Here is a 15,256-nt window from a genome sequence, read left to right on the forward strand (position 1 = left end):
TAACAGCTGACAGCTGACAGATGTTGAAATCTGTCAGCTGTCATCTGTTACCGGTCGGCTGTCGCCCGTTCGACCGCAGCGAGCACCTTGGTGGTGCCGTCCTCGCCGGCGAGGACGGCGGCGACGGCTTGGGTGCGGGCCCGGTGGTGGGGGGTGTCCACGGCGTGGCGGATCGCGGTGGCGAGACGGGCGGGGGTGAGAGCACGGAGGGGGACGGGGTCGGGGGAGACACCGAGGGCGGCCAGCCGGGCGGACCAGAAGGGGCCGTCCAGTTGGGCGGGCACGGGGACGGAGGGAACCCCGGCACGGAGCGCGGCGGCGGTGGTGCCCGCGCCCGCGTGGTGGACCACGGCGGCGGTACGCGGGAACAGCCAGTCGTGCGGGGTGTCGCCGATGGTCAGGACGGTCTCCGAGTCCTCGGCGGCCAGCCCGCTCCAGCCCGACTGCAGGAGGACGCGCACCCCGGCGGCCCGGGCGGCCGCGAGCACGGTGGCAGTGAGCCGCTCGGGATCGGGGACGACGAGGCTGCCGAAGCCGACGAAGACCGGTGGCGCTCCGGCGGCGAGGAAGTCGAGCAGCCGGGCCGGAGGCTGCCAGTGCGGCTGCGCCGGCGGCCACCAGTAGCCCGCCACGTCCAGCCGGGGATGCCAGTCGGCCGGCCGGGGCACGACCGTCGGAGAGAAGCCGTGCAGGACGGGGTGGTCCCGACGGGCCCCGGCGATGCCGCGCGGTGGCAGGCCGAGCCGGCGGCGCAGTGCGCGTACGGCGGGCGCGAACAGCTGGTCGGTCGCGGCCTGGACGGCGTGCCCGGCGAGCAGGTTGCCGGGTCGGGAGAGCGAGCGGGTGCCCGTGACGGCGGGTGCGAACTCCCGCGTGGGGGCGAGTGGTTGGAGGAACAGTCCGACGGTGGGCAGGCCGGCCGCCTCGGCGGCGACCTGGCCGAGTGCGCTGGTGGTACTGGTGGTCAGCAGCAGGTCGGTACCGAGGGCGACGGCCTCGACGATGCCGTCGCCGAGAGCGGGCATGAACTTTCGGCCAAGGCGCAGGAGTTGGAGGACCACACCCGGGCCGCTGCCGGCCCGCAGCAGTCGTCGCCCCTGCGCGGAGGCGAGTTCGGCGCGCGGGTCGACCGGCAGCGGGCGGAACTCCAGCCCGGACGCCCGGACGTACTCCGCGAAGGTCGCGTGCGTGGCGACGGCCACCTGATGGCCGGCCGCCCGGAGGCGGACCCCGAGCCCGGTGAAGGGGGCCACATCGCCCCTGGACCCGGCGGTGGCGATCAGGATGCGCATGCCCGCAGTATTCCGGCGCGGAAGGCCGCCGGGAAGGACGCCACGCGCGGTGGGGAGGGGAGGGCGGAGCCTGGAACCGGGCGGCGGGCGGTGGCGTCCTTCCGGGCGGAGCCGACGGGACGGGGCCGTCGCGCCTGGGACGGGAGGAAAGACGGATGGGCATCGTTGCGTGGATCGTGCTGGGCCTGCTGGCGGGAGCGCTGGCCAAGCTGCTGCTGCCGGGGAAGGACCCGGGGGGCCTGATCGTGACCACCCTGATCGGCATCGCCGGCTCCTTCGTCGGCGGGTGGATCGCGTCGCACTTCATGCACCGGTCGGTCACGGCGCACTTCTTCGACGCGGCGACCTGGGTGTCGGCGATCGGCGGCTCCCTGGTGCTGCTGATCGTCTACCGACTGCTGTTCGGCAACTCGCGCCGCTGACGGGCGGGTTCGGCTACCGGCCACGGCCGGCGGCTCCGGGGTGGTGGCCCGGGGTGGCGGCGCCGGTGGCCGGTTCGCGCCGGTCGTTCCGGGCACCGGAAACCATCCGGCGCCCTCCCGCGTCCTTCGGACCGGGCCCGGTGTGTCTCGACGGGGCCGTCACGTCGAGGACGCGAGGGGCGACGGATGAGCTGGATGGCGTGGATCGTACTGGGCCTGGTGTCGGGGACCCTGGCCAGGATGGCGCTGCCGGGCAAGGGTGATCGCGGCCTGATCGGCACGACCCTGATCGGCATCGCCGGCTCCTACGTCGGCACCTGGATCGTCTCGCACTGGATGCACCAGTCGGTCAGGGTGAGCTTCCTCGACCTGACGACCTGGGTCTCCGCGATCGGCGGCGCCGTGGTGCTGCTGTTCCTCTACGGAGTGCTCCACCGCATCGTCCGGCGCTGACCGTCCCCGCCCCAGCCCGGCAACCCCTCCCGGGCCACCAGCCAGGCGGGCGGGACCCCGGCGAGCCCGGTGCGGGCGGCCACCACCCCCGCGGCGATGGCGCAGGTGGTGTCCATGTCGCCCCAGCCCTCCAGGGTGTGCCAGACGGCCCCGGGCAGCGAGTCCAGGTGCCCGGAGGCGGACCAGAGGGCGAACGGGACGGTGTCCGGGGCGGAGATCAGCACCCCGGAGCCGAGCACGGTGGCGGCCTGGCGGACGCTGGTGTGCCCGGGCAGCCGGGCGGCTATCCGCAGGCCGGAGCGGACGTCGCTCACCGGCCGCCGCCCGGCGACCTCGGTCAGCAACTCGGCCCGGCCCGGGGCGGTTTCACCGCGGCTCCGGACGGCGAGCGCGGCCGCAAGGGCGACCGCCAGCGCGCCGATGACCGCCTCCGGGTGGAAGTGCGTGGTGAGCGCCGGGAGTTCGGCGGGTCAGCCCGAGTGACGGTCCGTCACTTCGCTGTCGTCACTTCGCTGTCGTCACTTCGCCTTCAGGCCGCCGAGGACGAGCTTCCAGACGGCCTCGAAGCGGTCGTCGGCGCCCGGGACGGACCAGGTGGAGGCGTAGGCCGGGTCGTGGAACGGGGCGGTGGCGTCGAAGACGGCGCGGGCGGTGCTGAGGATGTGGGCGAGCTTGAACTCCTTCTCGTCCACGCCGTCGTGGATGATCTGTGCGATCTGGTCGACCAGCGTGTCGATGTGCGCCTCGACGGTGGCGCTGTTCTCCTCGACCAGCACCATGTAGGTGGCGAACAGCTCCGGGTCGTCGAGCGCCTTCTTCCGCTTGGCCGCGAACAGCGTGCCGAGCCAGCGGTGCAGCCGCTCGGCGGAGTGGCCGCCCTCGATGGTGATGGCCGCGAGCTCGTGGTGCGCCTGGTCGAGCCAGCGCTGGGTGACCGCCTCGCGCAGCGCGGCCTTGCTCGGGAAGTGGCGGTAGACGCTGCTGTGGCTGACGCCGAGGATGCGGGCGACGTCCACGACGGTGGCCTTGGCCGGGCCGAACCGCCGGAGGACGTCCTCCGCCGCGATGAGGACCTGCTCGGCGGTGAGTGTGGTGTCCGTGGTCACGGGGTGGTCCGTCCTTAGGGTCGTTCGATCGGGTGGTGCTGTGCTCCGGCGTGGCGGGCCGGAGCAGCGGGCCGGGCTGCTCAGCGCTCGCTGTCCAGATGGGCCATCTGGGCGGCAGCGTACCGGTCGCCTGCGGCGGCGCCGGCGGGGACGGCCGCCTCGATGGCGGCGAGGTCCGCCGCGGTCAGCGTGACGTCCAGGGCGCCGAGGGCCTCGGTCAGGCGCTCCCGGCGGCGGGCGCCGACCAGCGGCACGACGTCCTGCCCGCGCGAGGCCACCCAGGCGATGGCGACCTGGGCGACGGTCGCCTCCTTGGCGGCGGCGATCGTGCGCAGCGCCTCGACCAGTGCGAGGTTGTGGGTCAGGTTCTCGCCCTGGAAGCGTGGGCTGTGGCTGCGGAAGTCGGTGCCGGTGAGCGCGCGTTCCTGGTTCCAGTGGCCGCTGAGCAGGCCGCGGGAGAGCACGCCGTACGCGGTGATGCCGATGCCGAGTTCGCGGGCGGTGGGGAGGACGGCAGCCTCGATCGAGCGGCTGAGCAGCGAGTACTCGATCTGCAGGTCGCTGATCGGGTGGACTGCGGCGGCGCGGCGCAGGGTGTCGGCGCCGACCTCGGAGAGGCCGATGTGGCGGACGTAGCCGGCCTTCACCAGGTCGGCGATGGCGCCGACGGTCTCCTCGATCGGGACGTTCGGGTCGAGGCGGGCCGGGCGGTAGACGTCGATGTGGTCGGTGCGCAGGCGGCGCAAGGTGTAGCTGAGCGCCGTCTTGGTGGCGGCGGGGCTCGCGTCGTAGCCGAGCCACTGGCCGTCCGGGCTGCGCTGGGCGCCGAACTTCACGCTGATCTGCACGCTCTCGCGGTCGCGCCCGCGCAGTGCCTCGTGGATGAGCAGTTCGTTGTGGCCCATGCCGTAGAAGTCGCCGGTGTCGAGCAGGGTGATGCCCGCGTCGAGGGCGGCGTGGATGGTGGCGATGCTCTCGGCCTCGTCGGCCGGGCCGTACAGGTCGGACATGCCCATGCAGCCGAGGCCGAGGGCCGAGGTGACGGGGCCGGCGGCGCCGAGGCGGCGCTGGGTGGGGCGGGTGGTCGAGGACACGGTGACTCCAGGGACCGGGGGCGGGCGCGACGCCGGGGTGACGGCGGGGCGTGGGCAGGGTGGCCCGGGTGTCACTATGGCACGGCGGCGAACAGATTTCAAAATCTGTTCGCTGTCGTCTGTTATCTGAAAGTTGAAATCTGTCGATTGTCATCTGTTCGGCCCGGTAGCCCGTCGGGGCGCTGGTGGGAGCGGAGGAGGTACGCGCGGGCGGGCGGAAGGTTGCGCCACACCGTGCGCTCGCCGAGCCCGTACGCCGCCTCGAACTGCCGCAGCAGCCGGACCACCGCCCGGTGCCGGGCGCCGCGGCGGGGCCCCGAGACGAGGGTGCGGGCCGTCGTCGTCCCCAGGTAGCCGAAGTACGTCAGCTCGCCGCCGGGGGCCAGCAGCCGCAGGTGGAGATCGAGGATGTCGCGGACCTGCTCGGGCGTGAAGTTGGTGAACGGCAGCCCGGACACGATCACGTCGTACCGCTCCCAGGACTCGCCGGACTGCTCGGGCCGGCCGGACTGCTCGGCCTCGCCGGATCGCCTGGACTGCTCGGGCAGCTGCTCGACCCGGCAGGCCGACAGCCGCAGCCCGACGCCCGGGTGGCGCGCGGCCAGCACCGGGTCCTCCCGCAGCCGTTCGGCGAACCGCGGGTTCGCCTCGACGACGTGCAGGCGGTCGCCCGGGCGCAGCATCTGGGCGAGCCGGCGGGTCACCACACCGGTGCCGGCGCCGACCTCCAGCACCGAGATCGGACGGTTCGGGCGGCTGGTGACCGGCACCACGAGGGCGTTCACCAGATCGGCGCCGCTCGGGGCCAGCGCGCCGGTGTCACGGAAGGTGCGCAGGGCCTCGGCGAGGAACAGCAGGTGGTCCCTGCCGTCGCCGTAGGGTGAACTGCGCTGCGGGACAAGGTAGTCGGCGAGGTGTCGGAGCTGTTCGTTCGTCATGCCGTCGACGCTAGGCAACGCGGGTGCGCCGGGAATCGGCCGGTCAGCGGCGCCGGCCCCCGACGAAAGTCGAGGGTGCCGGAACCCGGAAGACAGAGGCGCCCCGGAGCCGGCCGCCCCTAGCATCGAGCCCGATGGGCCGAACGACGGACCGAACGACGGTCCGAACGACGGGCGGAGCGAGGGAGGGAGGAGTTCCATGCGCAGGATGCCGCTCGGTTGGTACGGCCCTGAACACCGGCCGTGGACCGACACCTTGCTGCTGCTGGGCGTGCTCGGCCTCACCGCCGAGGAGGCCCTGGCCCAGTGGCTGCACTCCGACGGGCCGCTGCGCGTGCCGCGAACGGTGGTGGCCGCGCTCGCCTCGCTCTCGCTGCTGTTCGCACGCCGCTGCCCCGTCGCCTCCGCCGTGCTGCCGGTGCTCACCGGCGGGCTGCTCAACCGGGCCTTCCCCGGCCTGTTCAGCGTTTTCCACCTCGCCCATCTCGGCCGCCCCGGCCCGGCGGTCGTGGGCGGCGCGGTCATCGCGGTGGGCAGTGCGACCGGCGCCGAGTCGCTGGTCGGCTGGGCCGGTACCACCGGATCCCAACTCCTCGTCCAGGCCGCCACCCTGTCCTTCGGCCTGTGGCTGCACGGCAGACGCGCCCTGATCCGCACCCTCCATCAACAGGTCGACGCACTGCGCCGTGAGCGCGAGCTGCGCGCCGACCAGGCCAGGGCCGCCGAACGCGGCCGGATCGCACGGGAGATGCACGACGTGCTGGCCCACCGGCTCAGCCTGCTGGTGCTGCACGCCGGGGTCCTGCGCGACCAGGCCCGGGCCGGCACCCTCGCCGCCGACCAGGACCGGCTCACCCACCGCCTCGAACTGCTGCGCACCACCGCCGCCCGCTCGCTCGACGACCTGCGCGACGTCCTGGGAGCGCTGCGCGCCGACCCGCCGACGCATGACGCCCGAGCCACCGGGGCTGAGCCCGAGGTGTCCGGCGGGCCCGCTCCGGTCCCGGCGCCCGCCCTGCGCGACCTCACCGAACTCGTCGACGAGGCCACCCAGGCCGGCCAGCAGGTCGAACTGGCCCTTTCCGGGGACTCGGAGACCGTCCCGACCACCCACCGCCTGGCCGTGCACCGCCTGGTCCAGGAAGCGTTGACCAACGCCCGCAAGTACGCTCCCGCCGCGCCCGTCATCGTCCGGGTCGGCTACGGGGCACCGACGACCACCGTCGAGGTGCGCAACGGCCCGGGCGCGGCTCTTCCCGAGGAGCCGGTCGGCGGCAGCGGATACGGCCTGGTGGGGCTGAGCGAGCGGGTCGCGGCGCTCGGCGGTCACCTCGACGCCGGCCCGGACGGCAGCGGTGGCTTCCGGCTCTCCGCTCGCTTACCCGCGTCGGAGCGCCTGCCGCGGCCGGTACCGGAGCCGGTGGCGGCTCCGACTCCGACTCCGGCTACGGCTGCGGTGCCTGGGCCCAGGCCTGGTACCGGTGGACCGCCCCCACGACCGCAGGGGCCGGAGCGACCGAGCCGGCCGCCACAGCAGCCGAAGGACGTCCCATGATCCGAACGATGGTGGTCGACGACGACGCACTGGTCCGCCTCGGCCTGGTCGACCTGCTCGCCCAGGACCCGGCGCTCAGCGTTGTCGCGGAGGCGGCGGACGGCCTCCAGGCCGTCGAACTCGCCGGAAGCCGGCGGATCGACGTCGCGCTGATGGACATCAGGATGCCCCGGCTCGACGGCATCGCCGCGACCCGGCGCCTGCGCGAACTGCCGGACGCCCCGAGGGTCATCGCGCTCACCACCTTCGACCTGGACGAGTACGTGTACCAGGCGCTCGCCGCTGGGGCCGACGGCTTCCTGCTCAAGGACACCCCGCCCGCCGAGATCGCCAGGGCCGTGCACGTCGTCGCCGGCGGGCAGGGGATGCTGCACCCGGCGGCGGCGCGACGCCTGATCGACCGGTACCACCGGGTCGGCGCGCCGAGGTCGGTCGCCGCCCGCGGCCGGGTCGCCGGGCTCACCCCGCGCGAGACCGACGTACTGCGCGAACTCGCCGACGGGCTCTCCAACGCGGAGATCTCGGGCGTGCTGGGGATGCGGGAGAGTACGGTCAAGGCGCACGTCAGCCGGATCCTGACCGGGCTCGGCGTCGGCAACCGGGTCCAGGCCGCGTTGCTGGCGCGCGATGCGGGATTGGTCGGAGACGGCGCCTGAGCGCCGTGCTTGCGTCCGACGGTGCACGGCGGGGCTCGTCGGGGCATCCCACCGGCCCGTGTTCACGCGGGTGTTCCCCGGAGGTTCCCCCGGAGTCAGGCCGGTCCGATGGCCGGGCTTTCCTGAGCCGTCGCGTGCTCCCGGTTCGTACCGCATGTTGAGCCGATGTCACCCATCCGGCGTGGAATTGCCGTGCCTTGGCGGTTTGCGCTGCCGAACTCCGGCGGCGGGTCCATGGTGGAGATGGGCGCGATCCGGCGACCGCGCCCGCGCGCCGATCCAGGCCCGCGTGCCGTGCGCCCGTCGCCGTTCCCCGACGGGTGTCCGAGGTCGGGCTCGTACCGGCACGTTGGGAGCAGGGCCACCTCGCAGGAAACCGAACGGTTCTTCTAGGCTCACATCTCGGCTTCCCTGCGGTGGTTCGGCCACGCGCCCACCGCAAGGAGGCCGCCGTCCACGGGGCTCCGGGCGGACCGGGGCCACCGGATCGAGCGAGGAGGACGCAATGCCAAGCACGCCGCCCAGCCGTTCCACCACACTTGGGCCAGACGGGCCGCAGGGGCGGACCGCAGGTCATCCCGGCCGACCGGTGCGATCCGGCCGGGCCTGGCACCCGGGCGGGATCGGTCGGCCGGTCCGGCCGCTGAATACCGGCGGCGGCCGCGGAGGCGAGCGTTGAGTCCCCAGATCGTCGGGTCGCCCGCGGCACCGGGTGCCGCCGCAGAACCCGACCGAGCCCAGGCCTCCGTCCCCGCCGCCGCTGATGGGGAGGCCCTTGCCGCGGCTGCCACCGAGGCGAACGCTGTCGCCGGGAACTCCGCGATGGCGAACGGTCCCGCCCTGAAGTCGCCCGCTGTGAAGGCACCTGCTGTGCAACCGGCGACCGTGAAGGCGCCTGCTGTGCAACCGGCGACCGTGAAGACACCTGCTGTGCAACCGGCGACCATGACGTCGCCCGCGGTGCAACCGGCGACCGTGCAGACACCCGCGGCGAGAGTGACGGTCGCCCCCGGCGCGAGCGTTCCGGTCACGAACCTTCCGGTCACCGCGGCGCTGCCCGGTCTACCGCAGGCGCTCAGCGCCCGCGCCCGTACCCTCGCCGGGGCCGTCCGGCGCCGCTGCGCCGACCTGGCCCGGATCGAGTCGCCCAGCGGCGACGCCCCCCGACTCGACGCCCTCGCCGAGGAGTTGGCCGCCGGCTTCCGCGCCACCGGTGCCACCGCCCGCCGCGAACCCGGGCCGGCGGGGGACCACCTCGTCCTGGAGTGGGAGGGGAGGGACGAGTCCCTGCCGCACCTGCTGATCGTCGGCCACCACGACACCGTCTGGCCGGTCGGAACCCTGGCGGACTGGCCGGTCGCCGAGCAGGACGGCCGGCTCACCGGCCCCGGCGTGGTCGACATGAAGGGCGGACTCGCCATCCTGGAAGGCGCATTGGCGCTGCTCGCCGATCTGGGGGAGCGGCCGCACCGGAGCGTGCGGCTGGTCGTGGTTTCCGACGAGGAGGTCGGCAGCCCGGACGGCCGGCGCCTGGTCGAACGCCAACTGCGCGGCGCGGTGGCCGTACTGGGCCTCGAACCGCCGCACCCCGACGGCCGGTTGAAGACCGCGCGGCGCGGCAGCACCAGGGTCCGGCTCACCGTGACCGGGCGCGAGGCGCACGCGGGCAACGACGCCCACGACGGGGTGTCGGCGGTCGACGAGCTGGTGGACCAGCTGGTCCTCGTCCGCGGCCTGGCCGGCCAGCCGGGTACCGAGCTCAACGCCGGTCGGATCAGCGGGGGTTCGCGGGCCAACGTGGTCGCGGGCCGGGCCGAGGCCGAGCTCGGGCTGCGGTTCGCCACCGCCGAGGCGCAGCGCCGTACGCTCGATCACCTCGCCCGGCTCACCGCGCTGCGTCCGGGTGCCCGGGTGCGGACGGAGGTGCTGTCCAGCCGCCCGGCATGGCCCGAGCGGACCGGCAATCCGCTGCTGCGGCACGTGCGTTCGCTCGCCGCGGTGCTCGGGCAGCAGTTGGACGGCGCCCCGGCGGGTGGGGCGGGGGACACCAACCTGCCGGGCTCCCGTGGGCTTCCGACCCTGGACGGCTTCGGCGCAGTCGGTGCCGGCGCCCACGCCCGGCACGAGTACGTCCGGCTGGACCAGATCGGCCCCCGGGTCGCCCTGCTGGCCGCGCTCCTCGCCGTCCCGCTGCCACGACTGCGTGACCGTGCGGAGGGGTGAGTGCACGATGGGCAAGCGGTCGACCGGCAGCGAACAGGTGACAGCGGACGAATAACGGCGAACAGGTAGCAGCGAACAGGTAACAGATGACAGATAGCAGCTGACAGATTTCGAAATCTGTCAGCTGTTATCTGTTACCCGCCTCCGCGCCTTGCCATCCCTCCGCCCCGCCGCGCAGAATGGTACCGACCGAACGGTCAGTCGGTTGAAGGATCGGCCGGGCCGGACACGGCAGTGACAGTGGCAGCGGCAACGGCAGTGACACGAGAGGTGGCCGTGGTGACAGCAGAGGTGGCCGAGGCGGTCCCCGCGCAGACGCCGGAGGACCGGTTCGAGGCGGTAGTCGCCGCCGAGCAGCGGATCGAGCCCAGGGACTGGATGCCCGACGCCTACCGGGCCACCCTGATCCGCCAGATCGCCCAGCACGCCCACTCCGAGATCATCGGCATGCAGCCCGAGGGCAACTGGCTCACCCGGGCCCCGTCCCTGCGCCGCAAGGCCATCCTGCTCGCCAAGGCCCAGGACGAGGCCGGCCACGGCCTCTACCTCTACGCCGCTGCCGAGACCCTGGGCATCGACCGCGCCGAGCTCACCGAGAAGCTGATCTCCGGCCGCCAGAAGTACTCCTCGATCTTCAACTACCCGACCCTCACCTTCGCCGACGTCGGCGTGATCGGCTGGCTGGTGGACGGCGCGGCGATCTGCAACCAGGTCCCGCTCTGCCGCTGCAGCTACGGCCCGTACGCCCGGGCGATGGTGCGGATCTGCAAGGAGGAGTCCTTCCACCAGCGCCAGGGCTACGAGCTCCTGATGACGCTGATGCGCGGCACCGAGGCCCAGCGCCGGATGGTCCAGGACGCCGTGGACCGCTGGTGGTGGCCGTCGCTGATGATGTTCGGCCCCTCGGACGCCGACTCGCCGAACTCCGCCCGGTCGATGGCCTGGCGGATCAAGCGGCACAGCAACGACGAGCTGCGCCGGCGCTTCGTCGACATGACCGTCCCGCAGGCCGAGCACCTGGGCGTCACGCTCCCCGACCCCGAGCTGCGCTGGAACGAGGAGCGCGGCGGCTGGGACTTCGGCGAGCCGGACTGGTCCGAGCTGAACCGGGTCATCCGCGGCCAGGGCCCCTGCAACGCCCAGCGGATCGAACGCCGCCGCGCCGCCCACGAGGACGGCGCCTGGGTCCGCGAGGCGGCCGTCGCCTACGCGGCCAAGCGCGCCGCCGAGCAGCAGGCCGCCGCTGCCGGGCAGGACACCGCCGCTGCCGGGCAGGACGCGGACGCCGTCGAGCAGCACGTCACCGAACAGGAGAACGGAAAGTGACCGAGTCCAAGGCCGGATGGCCGCTGTACGAGGTGTTCGTGCGTCCCCGGCGCGGGCTGAACCACGTCCACGTCGGCTCGCTGCACGCGGCCGACGACCGGATGGCCCTGCTCGCCGCGCGTGACCTGTACACCCGCCGCAACGAGGGCGTCAGCCTCTGGGTGGTCCGCTCGGACGCGATCACCGCCTCCACTCCGGACGAGCGCGACCCCTTCTTCGAGCCCAGCGGCGACAAGGTCTACCGCCACCCGACCTTCTACGACATCCCCGAGGATGTCCCGCACATCTGACGGGGGAACCGCCATGCAGGACCAGGACCACACCGCCACCACCGCCGGCGCCCACCACGCGGAACACGCCCACCACGCGGAGCACACGGACCACGACGACCACGTCTACCTCAGCCTCGCCGAGGCCACCCCCGGCCCCGAGGGCGAGGGCCGCTGGGCGTACGGGACGGGCTTCGCCGACCCGCTGCTCGGCGTGGACACCACCCTGCCCGCCGGCCTGGACGGCGCCGACCTCGCCGCCTACTGCCTGATGCTGGGCGACGATGCCCTGGTCCTCGCCCAGCGGCTGATCGAGTGGTGCACCCGGGCCCCGGAGCTGGAGGAGGAGGTCGCGCTGGCCAACCTCGGCCTCGACCTGCTCGGCCAGTCCCGCCTGCTGCTCACCCGGGCCGGCCAGGCGGACGGCTCCGGCCGTACCGAGGACGACCTGGCGTACTGGCGTGAGGACCACGAGTTCCGCAACGTCCGGTTGGTGGAGACGCCGAACGGCGACTTCGCCCACACGGTCGCCCGGCTGCTGCTGTTCGCCACCGCGCGCGGAGCCCTGTACGAGGCGCTGAGCGCGCACCCCGACCCGGTGCTGGCGGCGGTCGCCGCCCGCGGCGTCAAGGAGCTGGCGTACCACCGCGAGTACGCCACCGCCTGGACGCTGCGCCTCGGCGACGGCACGCCGTACTCCGCCGAGCGGATGCAGGCCGGCCTGGACGCCGTCTGGCCGCTGCTGGAGGAACTGTTCACGGCGCACCCGGTGGAGCTGCGGGTCGGTGTCGACCCGGCGACCCTGCGCGAACCGGTGCTGAAGGCGCTCTCCGCCGTCCTCGCCGAGGCCGGGCTGGCCGTGCCGGACGTTCCGCCGCTGGCCACCGTCCTCGGCCGGGCCGGTCGGGACGGCGTGCACACCGAGGCCCTGGGCCTGCTGCTCGCCGAACTCCAGGTGGTGGCCCGGGCGCACCCGGGGGCGACGTGGTGACGGGCGAGGAGGCGCCGAGCGGCGTGGTGACGGGCGGCGCGGCGGCGGAGCCGGTGGGCCCGACGACCCGCGACCTGGCCTGGGCGGTCGCCGCGGCCGTCCCGGACCCGGAACTGCCCATGCTCACCCTGGCCGACCTGGGCGTGCTGGCCGGGATCGACGTGGACGGCGCCGGCGGGGCGGTCACCGCCTGGCTGACCCCGACCTACTCGGGGTGCCCGGCCGTCGCCGAGATGGCCGCCGACGTGGACCGCCGGCTGCGGGCGGCCGGGTACCCGCAGGTCCGGGTACGGCTGCGGCTGGACCCGCCGTGGTCCACCGACCTGATCACCGAGGCGGGCCGCCGCAAGCTCGCCGAGGCCGGCATCGCCCCGCCGCGCCCGACCTCCGCCGTCGGGTCGACCGGGCCCGTCCCGCTCACCCTCGGCCCGACCCGCGCCGAGCCCGGTGCCGAGCGCGCGTCCAGTACCGGGGCCGCGTCCCGCCCCGGAGCAGCGACCCCCGTGCCCTGCCCGCAGTGCGGTGCCACGGAGACGGAGGAGCTGTCCCGCTTCGGTTCCACCGCCTGCAAGGCGCTCTGGCGATGCCGCGCCTGCCGGGAGCCCTTCGAACGCGTCAAGGAGATCTGAATGCCCGCCGCTTCCGCCGCCGACACCCAGGGCACCGGCATCCGCCCCGCCCGCCGCCCCACCTTCCACCGGCTGCGGATCGACCGGGTGGAGCGGCTCTGCGAGGACGCCGTGGCGGTGACCTTCGCGGTTCCGGACGGGCTGGCGGAGGAGTACGCCTTCCGCCCCGGGCAGACCCTGACGCTGCGCAAGCTGGTGGACGGCGCCGACGAGCGCCGCTCGTACTCGATCTGCGCCCCCGTCGGCGGTCCGCTGCGGATCGCCGTCCGGGAGGTGCCCGGCGGGCTGTTCTCGCGCTGGCTGGTGCGCGAGGCGCGGCCCGGCGAGGAGGTGGAGGTCCTGACGCCCTCGGGCCTGTTCACCCCCGAACTCGGCGTCCCGGCCGACCACGTGCTGCTCGCGGCCGGCTCCGGCATCACCCCGATGCTGTCGATCGCCGGCTCCGTGCTGGCCGCCGACCGCCGCTCCACCGTCACCCTGCTCTACGGCAACCGCCGCAGCGACACCGTGATGTTCGCCGACGAGCTGGCGGACCTGAAGGACCGCTACCTCGGCCGCTTCCAGCTGGTCCACGTGCTCTCCCGGGAGACCAGGGACGCCGAACTGCTCAGCGGCCGCCTGGACCCGGAGCGGGTGCGGGCGCTGCTGGCGGCGCTGGTGGACGTCGGGAGCGTCGGGCACTGGTGGCTGTGCGGCCCGTTCGGCATGGTCGCCGGGGCGAAGGAACTGCTCGCCGAGCTGGACGTCCCGGCCGAGCGCGTGCACCAGGAACTGTTCCACGCCGAGGACGAGCCGCTCCCGGAGCGCGACGAGGACTGGGACGGGACGGACCGCGACGGCGCGTCGGACGGCGCGCACAGCGAGGTCACCGTCGTCCTCGACGGCCGCGGCAGCACCCTCTCCCTCCCGTGCGACCGCTCGATCCTGGACGGCGCCCAGCGCTCCCGCCCCGACCTGCCGTTCGCCTGCAAGGGCGGGGTCTGCGGCACCTGCCGCGCGCTCGTCACGGAGGGCGAGGTGGAGATGCGCCGCAACTTCGCGCTGGAGGAGAAGGAGCTGGCGGCCGGCTACGTCCTCACCTGCCAGGCCCGCCCGCTCACCGACCGGGTGACCGTCGACTACGACCGCTGAGCCACCTCACTGCTGAGCCGCCGCGGCGTCACGGCAGCGCAGGGACGGGTGCCGGCGCCGGGACTCCGAGGAGTTCGACCAGGTCGTTGACGGCCGCGCGCCCGGCCCGGTTGGCGCCGACGGTGCTGGCGGACGGGCCGTAGCCGACCAGGTGGACGCGCGGATCGGCGGTGGCCCGGGTGCCGGTGAGCGCGATGCCGCCGCCCGGGGAACGCAGGCCGAGCGGGGCGAGGTGGCCGACCTCGGGCCGGAATCCGGTGGCCCAGACGATCGCGTCCACCGCCAGCTCCTCCTCGCCCCAGGCGACTCCGTGCTCGGTGAGGCGGTCGAACATCGGCCGGCGGTGCAGCGCGCCCAACTCCTCGGCGCGCCGGTAGGCGACGGACGGGCCGAGCCCGGTCACGCTCACCACGCTGCGCACCGGCAGGCCCTGCCGGACCCGCTCCTCGACCTTGGCGACCACCGCGCGCCCGTACTCGGGGGTGAACGGCCCGTCGTGGTAGACGGGTTCGGAGCGGGTGACCCAGACCGTCCGGCCGACCGCCGCCACCTCCGACAGCACCTGGATCGCCGAGGCGCCGCCGCCCACCACCAGGACGCGCCGGCCGGCGAACTCCTCGGGGCCGCGGTAGTCGGCGTAGTGCAGCTGCCGGCCGGCGAAGTGGCCCGGGTAGTGCGGGAGGAAGGGGCGGGTCCAGGTGCCGGTGGCGTTGATCAGCGCGCGGGTGGACCAGGTGCCGCGGTCGGTCTCGACCAGCAGCCGGGAGCCCGGGTGCTCCGACTCGGCGCGTACGGCGCGCACGACGACGGGGCGTACGACCGGGAGCGCGTGCCGGGCCTCGTACGCCGCGAAGTACCCCGGCACCACCTCGCGGGCTGGGGCCTCGGGGTCGGGCGGCGGGAGTTCGGCGTCCGGGAGGTCGTGGAAGCCGTGCACGGTGGCCATCCGCAGCGACGGCGAGCGGTGTGCCCAGGCGCCGCCCGGTCCGGGAGCGGCGTCGAGCACGACGAAGCCGCCGTCGGCGTCCGACCGGTGGGGGGCGAAGCCGCGGCGGCGCAGGTGGTAGGCGGCGGACAGGCCCGCCTGCCCGGCGCCCACCACCAGGACGTCCACGCGCTGCGGCACGCTGTTCGTTGCACCGTAAACAGTCACGCAGGTGAAACATCGGGG

At 74.3% G+C, this 15,256-nt stretch carries 15 protein-coding genes and 1 pseudogene; 10 read left to right on the forward strand and 6 right to left on the reverse strand.

Features of this window, described 5'->3' with window-relative positions:
* Window positions 1-47: 47 nt before the first annotated feature.
* Window positions 48-1,292 (reverse strand): glycosyltransferase, encoded by a 1,245-nt coding sequence (locus BX285_RS27785; RefSeq protein WP_121178594.1) that lies wholly within the window; start codon window positions 1,290-1,292, stop codon window positions 48-50.
* A 155-nt stretch (window positions 1,293-1,447) separates the two neighbouring features.
* Between BX285_RS27785 and BX285_RS27790 the strand changes: the two genes are divergently transcribed.
* Window positions 1,448-1,714 carry a GlsB/YeaQ/YmgE family stress response membrane protein gene (locus tag BX285_RS27790; RefSeq protein ID WP_097235388.1) on the forward strand — a complete coding sequence of 89 codons (267 nt, stop codon included), beginning with the start codon at window positions 1,448-1,450 and terminating at the stop codon, window positions 1,712-1,714.
* Between the two features lie 195 nt (window positions 1,715-1,909).
* Entirely contained in the window at window positions 1,910-2,167 is a 258-nt protein-coding gene (locus BX285_RS27795; protein ID WP_306458840.1) for a GlsB/YeaQ/YmgE family stress response membrane protein, read from the forward strand.
* Here the strand turns inward: BX285_RS27795 and BX285_RS27800 are convergent.
* The 4 genes and pseudogenes from BX285_RS27800 to BX285_RS27815 all read right to left on the reverse strand — a co-directional run.
* Window positions 2,134-2,622 (reverse strand): annotated as a pseudogene (locus BX285_RS27800) (ADP-ribosylglycohydrolase family protein); the annotation flags it as partial. The gene BX285_RS27795 and the pseudogene BX285_RS27800 sit on opposite strands and share 34 nt — an antisense overlap.
* 63 nt (window positions 2,623-2,685) lie before the next feature.
* Window positions 2,686-3,273, reverse strand: a complete 588-nt coding sequence (locus BX285_RS27805) for a TetR family transcriptional regulator (RefSeq protein WP_097235385.1) — start codon at window positions 3,271-3,273, stop codon at window positions 2,686-2,688.
* 80 nt (window positions 3,274-3,353) lie between these two features.
* Entirely contained in the window at window positions 3,354-4,367 is a 1,014-nt protein-coding gene (locus BX285_RS27810; protein ID WP_257032309.1) for an aldo/keto reductase, read from the reverse strand.
* Window positions 4,368-4,489: 122 nt separating this feature from the next.
* The gene (locus BX285_RS27815; RefSeq protein WP_121178596.1) at window positions 4,490-5,305 is read right to left on the reverse strand and encodes a class I SAM-dependent methyltransferase; all 816 of its coding nucleotides are present in this window, start codon (window positions 5,303-5,305) and stop codon (window positions 4,490-4,492) included.
* A 199-nt stretch (window positions 5,306-5,504) separates the two neighbouring features.
* Here BX285_RS27815 and BX285_RS27820 point away from each other — a divergent pair, with 199 nt between their 5' ends.
* From BX285_RS27820 to paaE, 8 genes are all read left to right on the forward strand, one after another.
* The gene (locus BX285_RS27820) at window positions 5,505-6,860 is read left to right on the forward strand and encodes a sensor histidine kinase (protein WP_259470814.1); all 1,356 of its coding nucleotides are present in this window, start codon (window positions 5,505-5,507) and stop codon (window positions 6,858-6,860) included.
* Complete coding sequence (locus BX285_RS27825) at window positions 6,857-7,516, forward strand: response regulator transcription factor (RefSeq protein ID WP_121178598.1); 660 nt, start codon at window positions 6,857-6,859, stop codon at window positions 7,514-7,516. The genes BX285_RS27820 and BX285_RS27825 overlap by 4 nt, the downstream gene beginning before the upstream one ends.
* A gap of 975 nt (window positions 7,517-8,491) precedes the next feature.
* Window positions 8,492-9,739 carry a M20 family metallopeptidase gene (locus BX285_RS27830; RefSeq protein ID WP_218893067.1) on the forward strand — a complete coding sequence of 416 codons (1,248 nt, stop codon included), beginning with the start codon at window positions 8,492-8,494 and terminating at the stop codon, window positions 9,737-9,739.
* A gap of 276 nt (window positions 9,740-10,015) precedes the next feature.
* Window positions 10,016-11,065, forward strand: coding sequence for a 1,2-phenylacetyl-CoA epoxidase subunit PaaA (gene paaA, locus BX285_RS27835; RefSeq protein WP_398901294.1), 1,050 nt, complete (start codon window positions 10,016-10,018; stop codon window positions 11,063-11,065).
* Window positions 11,062-11,355: a 1,2-phenylacetyl-CoA epoxidase subunit PaaB gene (paaB, locus tag BX285_RS27840; protein WP_030056311.1), complete on the forward strand. Its 294-nt coding sequence runs from the start codon at window positions 11,062-11,064 to the stop codon at window positions 11,353-11,355. The genes paaA and paaB overlap by 4 nt, the downstream gene beginning before the upstream one ends.
* 13 nt (window positions 11,356-11,368) lie before the next feature.
* Entirely contained in the window at window positions 11,369-12,325 is a 957-nt protein-coding gene (paaC, locus tag BX285_RS37985) for a 1,2-phenylacetyl-CoA epoxidase subunit PaaC (RefSeq protein WP_121178600.1), read from the forward strand.
* Window positions 12,326-12,444: 119 nt separating this feature from the next.
* Window positions 12,445-12,954 (forward strand): 1,2-phenylacetyl-CoA epoxidase subunit PaaD, encoded by a 510-nt coding sequence (gene paaD / locus BX285_RS27850; protein WP_097239861.1) that lies wholly within the window; start codon window positions 12,445-12,447, stop codon window positions 12,952-12,954.
* Window positions 12,955-14,085, forward strand: a complete 1,131-nt coding sequence (gene paaE / locus BX285_RS27855; RefSeq protein ID WP_121178602.1) for a 1,2-phenylacetyl-CoA epoxidase subunit PaaE — start codon at window positions 12,955-12,957, stop codon at window positions 14,083-14,085.
* 28 nt (window positions 14,086-14,113) lie between these two features.
* On the opposite strand, the gene BX285_RS27860 is transcribed toward paaE, so the two are convergent.
* Window positions 14,114-15,211, reverse strand: coding sequence for an NAD(P)-binding domain-containing protein (locus BX285_RS27860; protein WP_183107239.1), 1,098 nt, complete (start codon window positions 15,209-15,211; stop codon window positions 14,114-14,116).
* Window positions 15,212-15,256: the final 45 nt, after the last annotated feature.

The organism is Streptomyces sp. 1114.5 (genome assembly GCF_003635085.1).
GTDB lineage: Bacteria > Actinomycetota > Actinomycetes > Streptomycetales > Streptomycetaceae > Kitasatospora.